This window comes from Myxococcus sp. AB036A (assembly GCF_006547355.1).
Taxonomy (GTDB): Bacteria; Myxococcota; Myxococcia; order Myxococcales; family Myxococcaceae; genus Myxococcus; species Myxococcus virescens.
Map to the genome: position 1 here is coordinate 1 of NZ_VHLC01000006.1, position 13350 is coordinate 13350.

9 protein-coding genes are annotated in these 13350 nt (G+C 64.4%); 2 read left to right on the forward strand and 7 right to left on the reverse strand.

All coding sequences use genetic code 11. From position 1 onward, the window contains the following. Positions 1 to 541: 541 nt before the first annotated feature. Together FL344_RS03815 and FL344_RS03820 are read left to right on the forward strand one after the other, a co-directional pair. Positions 542 to 3058, forward strand: a complete 2517-nt coding sequence (locus tag FL344_RS03815) for a ribonucleoside-diphosphate reductase subunit alpha (protein ID WP_141617569.1) — start codon at positions 542 to 544, stop codon at positions 3056 to 3058. A gap of 75 nt (positions 3059 to 3133) precedes the next feature. After that, complete coding sequence (locus FL344_RS03820) at positions 3134 to 4144, forward strand: ribonucleotide-diphosphate reductase subunit beta (RefSeq protein WP_141617570.1); 1011 nt, start codon at positions 3134 to 3136, stop codon at positions 4142 to 4144. 62 nt (positions 4145 to 4206) lie between these two features. Here the strand turns inward: FL344_RS03820 and FL344_RS03825 are convergent, their stop codons facing one another. From FL344_RS03825 to FL344_RS03855, 7 genes are all read right to left on the reverse strand, one after another. Further along, on the reverse strand, positions 4207 to 5340 hold the full coding sequence (locus FL344_RS03825; RefSeq protein WP_194862982.1) for a DUF6348 family protein: 1134 nt from the start codon (positions 5338 to 5340) through the stop codon (positions 4207 to 4209). Positions 5341 to 6384: 1044 nt separating this feature from the next. After that, positions 6385 to 7434: a hypothetical protein gene (locus tag FL344_RS03830; protein ID WP_228564764.1), complete on the reverse strand. Its 1050-nt coding sequence runs from the start codon at positions 7432 to 7434 to the stop codon at positions 6385 to 6387. A 128-nt stretch (positions 7435 to 7562) separates the two neighbouring features. Further along, positions 7563 to 8273: an SMI1/KNR4 family protein gene (locus FL344_RS03835; protein WP_141590254.1), complete on the reverse strand. Its 711-nt coding sequence runs from the start codon at positions 8271 to 8273 to the stop codon at positions 7563 to 7565. 8 nt (positions 8274 to 8281) lie between these two features. Beyond that, the gene (locus FL344_RS03840) at positions 8282 to 9442 is read right to left on the reverse strand and encodes a PAAR-like domain-containing protein (RefSeq protein ID WP_141590253.1); all 1161 of its coding nucleotides are present in this window, start codon (positions 9440 to 9442) and stop codon (positions 8282 to 8284) included. Positions 9443 to 9453: 11 nt separating this feature from the next. Further along, on the reverse strand, positions 9454 to 10503 hold the full coding sequence (locus tag FL344_RS03845; RefSeq protein ID WP_141617573.1) for a hypothetical protein: 1050 nt from the start codon (positions 10501 to 10503) through the stop codon (positions 9454 to 9456). Then, complete coding sequence (locus tag FL344_RS03850; protein ID WP_141617574.1) at positions 10500 to 11510, reverse strand: DUF2169 domain-containing protein; 1011 nt, start codon at positions 11508 to 11510, stop codon at positions 10500 to 10502. Before FL344_RS03850 ends, FL344_RS03845 begins: the two co-directional genes overlap by 4 nt. 6 nt (positions 11511 to 11516) lie before the next feature. Beyond that, positions 11517 to 12893: a TIGR02270 family protein gene (locus tag FL344_RS03855; RefSeq protein WP_228564765.1), complete on the reverse strand. Its 1377-nt coding sequence runs from the start codon at positions 12891 to 12893 to the stop codon at positions 11517 to 11519. Positions 12894 to 13350 lie beyond the last annotated feature (457 nt).

A 13350-nucleotide genomic window follows, 5' to 3' on the forward strand; every position in this document is an offset into this window, starting at 1 on the left:
GGCCCCCACGCCGCAGCCGGAGACCACCGGGGAGGCCCTGGACGGAGCCCCCCAGGCCCCCGCCGGGACGGATGCGGGCGGTGTGGTTCCAACCCCTCCGTAGGGCCCTTTCTGACCGTCCACGGTGGATTCCAGGTGGCCCACACTCCACGTTCCTGAGTGGGGTCACCGAGTGTTCACGGAATGACTGCGAGATCGTCTCGGAGATCGATCATAGATTGCACGGGCCATGCCGGGCCGAGCACTAGATCTCGCGTTGACAGGTTGGGTACCCCCCCATAGCTTGTGGCTGGTCGATGGCGCCCCACCAGCCGATGTGGCTGGGAGCGGGGAAGAGGAGGGACTGTGGGTTTCTTGCTTACAACATCGGTCTGGCCCATAAATCCCCCCAGAGACACCGTCGACTCCAGTCGCTAGTCCCGTCCCGCCGGAACGGGACTTACCTGAACAATTTTCCAGTAACGTGGTGGGGAAGTCCGCTTCCCTGGACAGGCCTCGTGTCTGCCCGAAGCGCCCTGCTTTTGTCTGGAGTGAGCCGCTCGTGAACTTCGATACGCCCGTGAAGCCGTCCGCCAACATGTCTGTCCCGCCCGTCGCCTCCGGTCCGTCCACGCCGGCGACGACGACAGCGCCGACGGGCGCCGCTGCCTCGGGCGCGGTTGCTTCCGAGCCCACGGCGGGCGACTTCAGCGCCACCTCCATGCGGGTGCGTAAGCGCAACGGCGGCACGGAGACGGTGGACCTCAACAAGATTGTGCGCGCCGTGGGCCGCTCCTGCGTGGGCCTGCCCCGCGTGGACGCGATGCGCGTGGCCACGAAGACCATCTCCGGCCTGTATGACGGCGCGACGACACGCGAGCTGGACAGCCTCTCCATCCAGACGGCCGCCGCCCTCATCGTCGAAGAGCCCGAGTACGGCCGCCTCTCCGCGCGCCTGCTGGCCACCTTCATCCAGAAGGAGGTCAGCAACCAGGACATCCACTCCTTCAGCCAGTCCGTGGCCGCGGGCCACAAGCACGGGCTCATCGCGGACCGGCTGCTCCAGTTCGTCCAGGCCAACGCGCGCAAGCTCAACGCGGCCATCGACCCGTCGCGCAACGACCTCTTCGAGTACTTCGGCCTGCGCACCGTCTACGACAGGTACCTGCTGAAGAACCCGCAGACGCGCGAGGTGCTGGAGACGCCGCAGGAGTTCTTCCTCCGCGTGGCCAGCGCGCTCAGCGGCGACAATGTGAATGAGGCCATCGAGCTGTACCGGCTGTTCAGCTCGCTGGAGTACCTGCCCAGCTCCCCCACCCTGTTCAACTCGGGCACGCGCCACGAGCAGCTTTCGAGCTGCTTCCTGCTGGACTCGCCCGCGGACGAACTGGACGCCATCTACAAGAAGTATTCGGACATCGCGATGCTGTCGAAGTTCTCCGGCGGCATCGGCGTGGCGTACCACCGGGTGCGCGCGCGCGGCTCGCTCATCAAGTCCACCAACGGGCACTCCAACGGCATCGTCCCCTGGCTGAAGACGCTGGACGCCTCCGTGGCGGCGGTGAACCAGGGCGGCAAGCGCAAGGGCGCGTGCTGCGTGTACCTGGAGACGTGGCACGCGGACATCGAGGACTTCCTCGAGCTGCGTGAGAACACCGGCGACGACGCGCGCCGCACGCACAACCTGAACCTGGCCAACTGGGTGCCGGACCTCTTCATGAAGCGCGTGGAGGCGGACGGCGACTGGAGCCTGTTCGACCCGAAGTCCGTCCCCCACTTCACGGACCTGTACGGCGACGCCTTCGAGCAGGCCTACGCGAAGGCCGAGGCCGACGGCCTGGCCATGCGCAAGGTGAAGGCGCGTGACCTCTACGCCCGGATGATGAAGTGCCTGGCGCAGACGGGTAACGGCTGGATGACCTTCAAGGACATCAGCAACCGCAAGAGCAACCAGACGGGCAAGGCGGGCAACGTCATCCACCTGTCCAACCTGTGCACCGAAATCCTGGAGGTGACGAGCCAGGGTGAGACGGCGGTGTGCAACCTGGGCTCGCTGAACCTGAGCCGGATGCTGGTGGACGGGAAGTTCGACTTCGAGCGGCTGCGCGCCAACGCCCAGCTCGCGATGCGGCAGCTCGACCGCGTCATCGACCTGAACTACTACCCCATCCCCACGGCGGCTTCGTCCAACAAGCGCTGGCGCCCGGTGGGCCTGGGCCTGATGGGACTCCAGGACGTCTTCTTCCAGCTCAAGCTGGCCTTCGACTCGGCGGAGGCGCGTGCGCTCTCCAAGAAGATTTCGGAGGAGATCTACTTCGCGGCGCTGACCACGTCCTGCGAGCTGGCCGAGCAGTACGGCGCCCACGAGTCCTTCGCGGAGACGCGGGCGGCCAAGGGCGAGCTCCAGTTCGACCACTGGGGCGTGGTGCCCGAGGACACGGCGCGCTGGGACGCGCTGCGCCAGCGCATCATGAAGCACGGCCTGCGCAACTCGCTGATGATTGCCATTGCCCCCACGGCGACGATTGCGTCCATCGTGGGCTGCTACGAGTGCATCGAGCCGCAGGTGTCCAACCTGTTCAAGCGCGAGACGCTGTCGGGTGACTTCCTCCAGGTGAACCGCTACCTGGTGCGCGACCTCCAGGCGCTGGGGCTGTGGAACGAGAACATCCGCAACCGCATCAAGATGGCGGAAGGCAGCGTGCAGGACATCACGGAGCTGCCGGAGAACCTGCGCTCGGTGTACCGCACGGCGTGGGAGCTGCCGATGCGCTCGCTGCTGGACATGGGCGCGGACCGCGGGGCGTTCATCGACCAGAGCCAGTCGCTCAACCTCTTCGTCGAGACGCCGAACATCGGGAAGCTGTCCTCGATGTACTTCTACGCGTGGCAGAAGGGCCTGAAGACCACCTACTACCTGCGCTCGCGTCCGGCGACGCGGATTGCCAAGGCCACGGTGGGCGCGGGTGGCGGCGCCAGCGTGGCGCAGGCGGCCCCTGCCCCGGCGGCGAAGGCGACCGAGGCCGAGGCAGTGGCCTGCTCGCTGGAGAACCCGGAAGCGTGCGAGGCCTGCCAGTAGGTCTGGGACGTTGGCGGTTTCGCTTTTTGAAGAACGACTGAGACACCGCGCCGCAGCGCGAGGAGCACGGAAGCAATGCTGTTGAACCCTGGCCTGAATCTCACGCTGCGCCCGATGGCGTATCCGCAGTTCTTCGAGATGTACCGGAACGCCATCAAGAACACCTGGACCGTGGAGGAGGTGGACTTCTCCACGGACCTGGTGGACCTGCGCTCGAAGATGACGGACGCGGAGCGCCACCTCATCCACCGACTGGTGGCGTTCTTCGCGACGGGTGACAGCATCGTCGGCAACAACCTGGTGCTGAACCTCTACAAGCACCTGAACGCCCCCGAGGCGCGGATGTACCTGTCGCGCCAGCTCTACGAGGAGGCGCTGCACGTCCAGTTCTACCTGACGCTGCTGGACACCTACGTGCCGGACCCGGCGGAGCGGGCGATGGCCTTCGCCGCCGTCGACAACATCCCCTCCATCCAGCGCAAGGCGCAGTTCTGCATGAAGTGGATGGACAGCATCCAGGGGCTGGACACGCTGCAGACGAAGAAGGACCGGCGCCAGTTCCTGCTGAACCTCATCTGCTTCGCGGGCTGCATCGAAGGCCTCTTCTTCTTCGCGGCCTTCGCCTACGTGTACTTCCTGCGCAGCAAGGGCCTGTTGAACGGCCTGGCAGCGGGCACCAACTGGGTGTTCCGTGACGAGAGCGCCCACATGGCGTTCGCGTTCGAGGCCATCCAGGTGGCGCGCAAGGAGGAGCCGGACCTCTTCGACGCGCAGATGGAGCGCGACGTGGTGGCCATGCTCCGCGAGGCCGTGGAGTGCGAGACGCAGTTCGCCCAGGACCTGCTGAGCGGCGGCGTGATGGGCCTGTCCGTGCAGGACATGCGCGGCTACCTGGAGTACGTGGCGGACCAGCGGCTCCAGATGCTAGGCATGACGCCGGTGTTCGGCACGAAGAACCCGCTGCACTTCATGGACCTGCAGGACGTGCAGGAGCTCACGAACTTCTTCGAGCGCCGCGTGTCGTCGTACCAGGTGGCCGTGGGCGTGGGCGCGGCCACGGACGTCGTGCTCGACGCGGCGTTCTGAGCGGCTGTGCGCTGTGTCCCGGGGCGCGGCTTCAGGCGCCCCGGTTGAGGTCAGCGCGCGGTTCAGTCGCGGTTCTGTAGCGAGGCCCTCTCCGCGGCCTCAAGCCTCATGGCCTGCGTTCCCTCCTCGGTGAGCGCGATGGTGAATGGGCCCAACACGACAATTTCGGGCTTGGCCCCTGCTGCGATGGCGGCGTCGAGCTTATCCAGCAGGACGCTCCGGTTGATGATCGCGTCGAGCTGATCTTCGCTGAGACCCCGACCGTCGAGAGTGCGCTTCGCAAGGCGGCTCGCCTCAAGCCAGAGCGGGTCCTGGGCCAGTACGACGTCATATGTCGCCGAGCCGTTCCACTCGACGAACTGAACCGACTCTGGGACCTTCGCGCCAACGTTCGTAGCGCAGGCTGCGCCAAAAGCCTCAGGGATGTAGGCCACGAGCTTTTCTGCCTCAAGCAGCGATGCACCTTGAGCTTGAATCTCACGCTGAATGACGTCGACCGGCTGGTCTGCATGCTCAACGAAAGTCGCGACCGCCCTGCTCACATCGACGCCGCCCTGGAGGACCAGGAACAGGCGGTTACTGAGTAGCCCCTGAGCCCGAGGCCAGGGAGCCCTCTCAAGTCCCGCCTTGAGTTCTGGCCACTCTTCGTTGTCGAGCAGGACTTCAAGGGCCAGAATCCGCGCATCAAGCTGCGCGAAATAGATTCGCACCCAGTGGGTCCCTGGAGCGAGCGGCAGTGACTTGACAGCATCTTCGAACAACGTGAGCCAGGCAGGCTCCGGGACATCCGAGGGGTTCGAACTGAGCGCCACAACCTCGCCGAGGAAGACCTGTCGGGCGCTACCGCCAACACCCCACTCCTCTACTTGAATGTACTCACTGCCGACATTCAGGAATGCACTCAACAGGACGTGAAGCGAGCTCCTCGAGAAGCTCTCAATCACGTTCCGCTGGGCATCATCTCTTGAGTCCCCCTGACAGCTGAACGACTCGGTAATCACCCTGCCCGGCCATAACTCGAACACCACGTCCAGCCGGACAGACCGCTCGGTGTTAGCGTTTGGCCTGTAGATGTACCACCCCTGCACACGGGGCCCCGACTTGCCAAGTCGAAGCCACTCTCCCTCGACATGACATGGGACATCGTGAGCTTCGAGCAAGTCGCGCAACGACTCAGTGGCGGAGATGACATCCATATCGGGCACGGGAAGCATAGCGCGAACTCAGCATGCGATGGTGAGCGAAGCTCCAATCTCAGCGTGACGCACGCGTTGGCCTTCATCCTGAGCAGCCAGGAGCCTCCTTGTAATTTCAGCCTCTCACGCTACGGTCGGAGGCAGAGCAGGCGGCAAGCTCCCTCGGAGAGGACACAGGTTGGGAGCCACACCCCTCCATCCAGTCTGAAGCTCGTGACGGCCACCAGGGGCGAGCGTCCTGCCACTGAAGGCGCCTGACCAGGATGAAGTGGCGGGTTTTGAGACTGACACAAAAATGGATGGCCTCGATCGGCGCGCAGAAACCGCGCTCTATGGAGACCTGATTTCCGAAGCGCGCTATCGCGAACTCCTCAATCTGCCGTACGACACACTCCTCTCATGAAAAGCTATGCCCTCGATTCAGATGTTCTCGCCCTAATTCAGCGTGCGGGTCACGCAAAGACACTGACCCGACTGGGTCGGCTTCCCGTAGTTGTGACTGACACTGTCTGGGATGAACTGACCATCGTGGCCGAAGGAACCGGCAAGGTCCGGTCTACGACCCTCGTTGAAATGCGAGAAATGCTTGTTTCTATCGCCGGCTCTCCAACGCAAATGGAACCTGCCACTCCCGAGAGCGAGGCTTATGTGCGCATCCACCCTGGCGCAGACGCAGAAAATGCAGGCGAGCATTCCCTTATTGCGTATGCTTCGCAGCATCCAGATGTCACAGGCGTCCTGTTCGACCGCCAAGCGCTACACCGAGCAGTGGAGGAACTCCGGGGACGCGTCCTATCCGTTCACGGATTCTTAGTCGTGCTCCGCACGCAGTACGGGCTCGCTACGTCCGATGCTGAAGCCATCTCGCAAAAGGTCTGTGCTGCCAGGAGCGTCGTCCAACCAATCTGGTGGCACTCCATGTAAATGCAGTCCTCATCAGAAGAAGCAAGCAACAGTGAGCGGCAAGGCAACTATGGAGTTAGAAAGCTCAAACGGCACGCCTCAACGGGTCCGAAAATCAGGGAAGAAAACAGGGCAGCCCTGTCAGCGCGGCATCCCATGAAGCCACCACATCAACGCCCCCACCGCGAGCTGGCCACCGACGAACAGCGCCAGCCTCCACGGTAACCGCACCGGCCGCCCCTGGAAGTCATCAAACCGCACCAGGGCGAACAGTGCCCAGACCAGCGTCATCACGCCGCTGAGCACGAAGCCCTTTACCGGGCTCTCCACCGGCGGGGCGAAGATGAAGTGGTACAGCACCGCGGGCACCACGAAGGCCACCAGCAGCACCAGTCCCCAGACGCGCGCCGCGGGCACCAACGTCGCCGCCCTGCGCATCCTCCGGGCCCTCCCGAGCTTCGGCGCCATCTCGCTCACCGGAGTCGGCTTCGGCAGCACCTTCCCCTTCCACACCAGGTAGTGCGTGGCCATCAGCCTCGACGCTCGCGTCAGGTTGAAGCCCTCCACCGGAGTTCCCGCCGCCATCGCGCTGCGGCAGCTCACCGCCCAGTCGATGTAGTGGTGCACCTCCTCCAGCGGAAGCTTGACGATGCTCCGAATCACCTCGCGCGCCACCACGGGCGCCAGCGGGTCCACGGTCCATCCGTCTGGCCCCAGCGTGCGCAGCGCCTCGTCCTCCCGCTTCGCACCCACGGGCACGCCCTCTTCGCCCTGGGACTCCAGCTCCCACGCCATGGTGCCCACGTCGCCCATCCACACCCGCGTGCTCTTGAAGCCCGCTTCCTTCGCCAGGCTGGCCACGCGCGTCAGGAAGCCGTCCTGCTCCGCCGCCTCCGCCTCGCCTTCGACGCGCGGCGCACCGAGCACCTGCACGTCGATGAGCGTCAGCGCCGGCCCGAACTGGAAGACGTCCGCGACGACGATGTCGCTTTGAGGCTGCTCCCCGAACGACGTCCCCAGTGCGGCGTCCATCCACTGACGAACCCTGGACCGGTCCGGGCTCCCATGAATCCAGAGGTGATTTGCGATGCCGTAGGCCATGAGTTCCTCGGCCCGGATGCCTACCAGAGACGCACCGCCCTGCTCCAGGCCGTTGGAGCCCTCTTCCTCCATGGAGCCACCCCGGGTCATGGTCGACAGGGACGCACCGCATGAACCGGACCGGCCCAACCCTTCTGGTTCAGGATGCCCTGCGCCGCCGTCATCCGCTTCGCCTGGAGCCCACGTGGTGGGAATGGTGAACGAGCCGGGCACGAGGCCTACTTCTTCACCTGCAGTTCCACGACGCGCGCGGATGCAATCTCCCCCAGGATCCTCCGCAGGCTTCCGAGACTGGCTCCCCCGAGGTCAAATGCCCTCCTGTTCCCAGTTCCCGATCTTGGCGTCCCCCTGCACACCATGACCGCATCGGGCCGCTCATACAGCCTGCAGAACCGGCCCGTGGAAATCGGCTGCTCAAAGCCAAGGCTGCTCATCACAGGATCGAGGTTCGTCAGAAAATCAGGGGTGTTGCCCCTCAGACTGCCACTGCTGGTGTGCGCCGCCGTGTCGACCCGGAAAAGGGAGAGTGCGCCCCAAGCCAGCATCTCCCGAAGCGTCTCGAAAGAATCGGTCAGCTCCTTGCCTCGGGCTTCACGCGAGGTGACCATGGCATCATCTCTCGCGGGCGCATTGAAGTCGTAGAAGAGATGGAGCGGCATCATCTCGTCGGACTCATAGGCGATGAGCAGAAAGCGAGGATCGGGCTGGACGAGCTTATTGCCGTAGCATGACAGTACGCGCGCAGCGGAGAAGTCCAGCGTGGGGTATGCCAGGGGCCCCATGCTGTTGCCCATGCGGCGCAGGAACCAGCGATAGAACGACGGAAGCGGGCGGCCGGCAATCCGCTCGATTTTTTCGACCGTGGAAGGTTCTGCGCCCCGCCACTGCTCCTTGAGCCGAGGAACGGTCCGCAGCAGCAGCCGCTCCATCTGGGGCTCTATTTCTTCGTGTGGTGGCATCGCGGCTCCTGTACTTCCGGGCAGATCATCATCGGGAGGAGGACACAACAAGTGCCGCACGGCGGGACCGTCGTCCCATGCTCGAATGGCCCGGCGACCACTGTACCGCTCACCCTGTCCCGGAACTTGATCTGCCCGCGGGTCGGCTTGCCCTCCGGATGGAACCATTGCTCGGTGATGCCGCCAGGGAAGGCCTTGTCCTGCATTACGAGCACAAGCGCTTTCGGCGCAGCACAGCGTCCCGGCGGATAGGCTGCGGGGAGTTGCTGATTGCGACGAAATTTCTGAAACTCATTATCGGCATCCACCCAAATGTCCTCAACGGCATCCGTTCGCTCCTTGAACCGGCTCTTGAGGAACGCAAGGACCCCGTTGCGATTGGAGAAGCCGTCAGCATCGCTCCCCTCGTTCTCTTCCTGATCTTCGCCCTTTGGGACCTGGGCGTGGTGCCATCCGAGCGCTTCCGCGCTGGCACAGAAGTCATTGTCGGTCTCACCAGAGCGCTCGGCATAGTGCTTCGCCTTGCACCTGCACTGGACGACCCCGATCATCGTAGCGTTCGGGTACTCCTTCTTGGCGAGTTTCTTGGCCAGCCGTTCAGCGTTGACCTTGGTCGCCTTCGTCTCTTTGATGGAGCCCTGCCTGCCATGCGACTTCTTGCACAGCGGGCACTTGTCATCTCCGGTGACGAAGACAACGGCCCCGGCGGCCTGGACCACCCCCAACATCGTCGCCGCGTTGGCAGGGCTCCCGCTTGGTCCGCAGTTGTTGAGCATGGGGTCACCGAGCAACTGGACGTTCTTTCCGTCGAACTTCACATCCATGGCCCCAGGTCCCACGAAACTGGTAGGCCCCTCCACGTTGGCGGAGATAATCCCACCGCCGGTGCCCTTGCTGGCGATGTCCCCCATGGAGCCGAAGGTGGCGCCCTGAATTGCGACCCTCTTCCCTGCGATGGTCACCGACTTGGTGTACTTTCGTGGGTCCTGCCCGCTCTTACCGATGTTGGGCAACGGCGTCGGAACGAACGGCGCCGGAGGTCCCGGCATCTTGCATACGTTGGGGAGCGTCGCCGCAGCGATGCCACTGCTCCCTTCGGTCACGGGCGTCTTGGGTGCGTTGATTGAGACCTTCGGCATGAAGTTGTCTCCTAGGACTCCCGAGGTTCCTGCAGCAACATCGCTCCACGCAGGCCGCCATCGGAGCCCGCGACCACCAGAGCCCGTGGGCCTCGCGCATACCCCCGTGCGAATGCCCGGACCGCCAGGATGCACCCTAGCGCGCCAGAGGCGGCACCGACATCGCCCCAGCAACTGCATGGGGCACTGTAGCCAGTGGATTTCCAGACGGAAGGTGTTCGCAGCACGACGAAGCCCCACTCCTCGCTTCGATAGCGCTCGCCATTGATGTCCGTGTACAGGTCGTCAACCCCTTCCTGGGGTAACTTGAGCCCCATCACGGCGCCCTCGACAGCCTCGGTCATCCCAACACCGAGCGAACCCGTGTTGCTGTCGCGAAGCTGGCGCTCCTGAGCGGTGCGTGCTCCCCGCACGACAGCCAGCCCTGGCAGCCTCAGGCGGCGCCGCAGGCCGGCGCTCATCAGCGCGAGACAAGCAGCGCCCTCGCCGGGCGTAAAGCCGCTGCGAATCCCTGGCTGCGCAAACCGACGAGCCCGCTCCAGCCATAGGAAAGTCTCCGTGTGGTGATAGCTGTCGGCACCTGCCACCAGGAACAGGTGGTCCTTGCCCTCCGCACACTCCCGCTGGGCCTGCTCCACCGCCCGGAGCGCTCCTGCGTGGCCTCTCCCAGCAATCACGACGCGCGCGCCGGATCGTCTTGCACGATAGCGCGCGTCCACGGCGTTGAGCAGCCACCCCTCGTCGTCCTCGGAGAATCCGGGGCGGAACTCCGGACACGCTAGCAACAAGCTGAGCTGGCACAGCGAGAGCACTTCAGCGCCCAGCTTGGCCTCGACCTCACCCAATGCACTCTCCAGCAGCTGAAGGACCCGCTCCCGTCCCTCCAGCTTCGGATCAAGCAGCCCGTCCGAAGCAATCACCACAGGCTCGCCTTGGGCATCGGCGAAGGGGTACTCGGCGTAGCGAGAGATGCCGGCACGAATAGCAGCCGCACTGCTCTCCGCTGTGTACCCAACGGGGGTCCGAGCGCCGACCGCAACGACTGAGAGCGAGGCGCTCATTCCCCCTCCTTCAACTCGACGATCTCCGTCTCGTCGAGGTAGTCCGCATCCGGAGCAGGCACGCACAGCGTGCCCTGCCATACCAACGAGAGTCGCATGGCGTCAGGTTCCAGGAGGACGGTAGTCAGGCGTGCTCCATGCTCCTCGCTCCGCCGTCCCACATGCGTGGTGAAGCCGAGCAGGATGCGAGGCAACTCGAAGCGAAGGACCCCTTCGGGTGTCAGGTTCACCAACTCGACCCGTTCGCCGCCGTTGAGTTGGCTGTCGAGCCGCTGGTCCTCGGGGGCGCTCAGGGCGAAGACGGGATCGTAGTCATCAGGGAGCAGGGGCTTCTTCGTGCGCGCCCACCGGGCGTCATACGTCCCCGCGAACTTGCGCCGAGGCATCCAGGCCGCGTCAATGGGGCCGAACCCAGCGGGGCCGCGGGCAGCCGGGTCCCCGCTGGGATACTCGATGGTGTGGGCGGGCTTGCCCGTCAGGTGCCCATCACGTGTCGAGAAACCGCGCCCAATGGGATTCCGTTCGTCGAGCCGATGCTTCCCGGGGTCGGAGCCCGCCTGGTCGTAGCCTCCGAACGCGGCTTCATAACGAATGGGGCTCGTGGTGAAGGGCTGGGGCTTGCTCGTCGTCATCCCGAACATCCCCCGAGCGTAGGTGCGCTGCCCGTGAACGAGCAGTACCTTGTGAATCTGCCCGAGCCTCAGCGAGACCGGTACCGTCTCCGCAGGCTTGCCGCGAGGAGCATGCGCGCAAGCGTCGAGCAGCACCTCCGTGCCCGGCTTTACTGCAAGCAGGTCCGAGTCATAGCGCAAGCTCGACTGGCCAGGCTTTCCGAAGTACTCAGGCATCAGCACGGGAGGCGGCTGCTCATCCGCCAATCGGAGCCGCCCCCCAGGTATGATGTCAAAGGTCGCCTTGACCGCGACAAGCCACCAGTGGACTCCGTCCTTGTCGCGCGTCCAGTTTCGTTCTGCGGCGTATGCTGTACGATTCTGCAGTGCCCACATGGGACGTCACTCCCCAAAGGTGCGCGCCAGTGGACGTGTCGGCACAGTCGCGGCTACACGCGCTGCTCCGGCTAGTTCCGCAACCTGCCGAGCTGTGAGCGCCAGCGTCTGAACGCAGTGCGCTCCCTGAGTCCTCAACGCTAATTCCTGTGCGAGGACGTGCCGCCGACGCATGGACCCGTTCGCCAGCGCAGCCAAGAGTGCCGTGCCGCTGAACGGCTTACCGCCCAGATAGCGCGCACTCGACAAGTAATCCTGGCGAGTTCGCAGCCACCAATCAGCGACTGATGCGCGCGCCGGCACCGGCAGTTCGTCCTCATGTCTTGGGGTCAGGTCGGCGTCGAGGTCATCTTCCTCCAATGGTGGGAGCGACTCCTCTTCCTCCACCTCCACGGAATAGGTGTCGATCAGCGTCAGTCCGGTGATCGCGCTAAAAGCCTCGCCAGCGAGCCGTGCCACCGACGGCACCTGCCCCATCAATTCCAGGCACGCTTCCGCCGCGGCAACCCGCCCTGTAAACCCCAGCGCCCACAGTACGTCCGTGCGAATGACACCGTCAGCCGTGAGTTTCACCAGATGCTCAACGTCGTTGTCATCACCACATATCGCCTGAAGAACCCGGGCCGCCGATGCGCCATCTCCGCGGCCGCGCGCCTCCTGGCGGCACGCGTCCCATGCCGCGCGCACACCCGCCATGAGGCCGTACTCGATGGCTGCCAGCCTCACCTTCGGGCGCTTGTCGTTCAGCAGTCGAGTCAGCTCCCGAAGACCGAGCGCCTTTCCCAACACGCCAAGACCTTTCAGTGCCGCCACCACCACCCGACCATCCTCATGACCTAGCAACTCCAGCGCCGCGTCCCGAGGCACGGCTCCGCGGAAGGCAAGCACTTCTAATACCAATGCCTGCATGGATGCCTCGGATGAATTCAGCAACGGAACCAGTGCGGCCTCCAACCCAAGGCGCCTGCTGACCTCCAGCGCACGCCGCAACGAAGCCTGCACAACAGGAGACGCGACCGGCGCCAGCGCGAGGACTGCTTCCAAGGTGGAAGATGGAGATTCGGCGATGGAGGCGAACACGGAGCAGAACACCTCTCCAGGCTCTTCGCCCTCCAGCGCAGGTCGCAGCAACGCCTCGGCGACGGACTCGCCACCAAGCACCAGTCCATCCAGGTGTGCCAGCAGTCGCTCCTCTAACTGCGCTGTCTCTTCCAGGTTGTAGTGCAGCCCCCGCAGCGCCCGCTCCCACTGAAAATATAGAAAGGCCGCCTCGGAAAAGTGCTCTTCGAAGACATCCATCCTCATCATGGGCATCACTTCAATTCCCCCCCTCGCCGAGCTGCCCTGGAGCCAATGGGTGAAATGCCGCACTTTACCTTGCATGCACGGAGTCGCGCGATTGCCCTCGCGCGCGACCAACACGCGCCCGCCGCATCAGTGTCGAGATATCAGCCCGACCGTGTGCTCTTGTTGAAACCAACCAATGTCGGCGCACCCAAGCACCCTTGACTCCCCCCCTGTCAGCGCCGGCGATGCGTTTAGGGTTGCCTATGCCCCGTGCAGCCGTCCCATCATTGCATTTCAGCATCCCCTGCTAAAGCAGTCGAGTACCTCAGGCGTTGGCGGCAGCAACCTGATGCCGGGAAGGACTCATACACTGTGTGGACGCCTCACCACTTCCCTACGCAGCGCCTGACGACATCCGTGTTGTCCTTCGATAGGCGACATCGAGTTCAGGCAGTACCTCAAAGAGGGTGAGTTCGGCAGCGCGAGGATGCCTACCTGAGACGCGGCGCCACGCTCCAGGGTGATTGGTGCCCCGCCCGATCACGGATACCAC

What these genes read in the sequence shown, in the direction of transcription:
- FL344_RS03820 (WP_141617570.1), top strand. Translation starts at nt 3,134, where the DNA reads ATGCTGTTGAACCCTGGCCTGAATCTCACGCTGCGCCCGATGGCGTAT.
- FL344_RS03850 (WP_141617574.1), bottom strand. Translation starts at nt 11,510, where the DNA reads ATGTGGGCACTGCAGAATCGTACAGCATACGCCGCAGAACGAAACTGG.
- FL344_RS03825 (WP_194862982.1), bottom strand. Translation starts at nt 5,340, where the DNA reads ATGGATGTCATCTCCGCCACTGAGTCGTTGCGCGACTTGCTCGAAGCT.
- FL344_RS03830 (WP_228564764.1), bottom strand. Translation starts at nt 7,434, where the DNA reads ATGACCCGGGGTGGCTCCATGGAGGAAGAGGGCTCCAACGGCCTGGAG.
- FL344_RS03835 (WP_141590254.1), bottom strand. Translation starts at nt 8,273, where the DNA reads ATGGAGCGGCTGCTGCTGCGGACCGTTCCTCGGCTCAAGGAGCAGTGG.
- FL344_RS03855 (WP_228564765.1), bottom strand. Translation starts at nt 12,893, where the DNA reads ATGCAAGGTAAAGTGCGGCATTTCACCCATTGGCTCCAGGGCAGCTCG.
- FL344_RS03840 (WP_141590253.1), bottom strand. Translation starts at nt 9,442, where the DNA reads ATGCCGAAGGTCTCAATCAACGCACCCAAGACGCCCGTGACCGAAGGG.
- FL344_RS03845 (WP_141617573.1), bottom strand. Translation starts at nt 10,503, where the DNA reads ATGAGCGCCTCGCTCTCAGTCGTTGCGGTCGGCGCTCGGACCCCCGTT.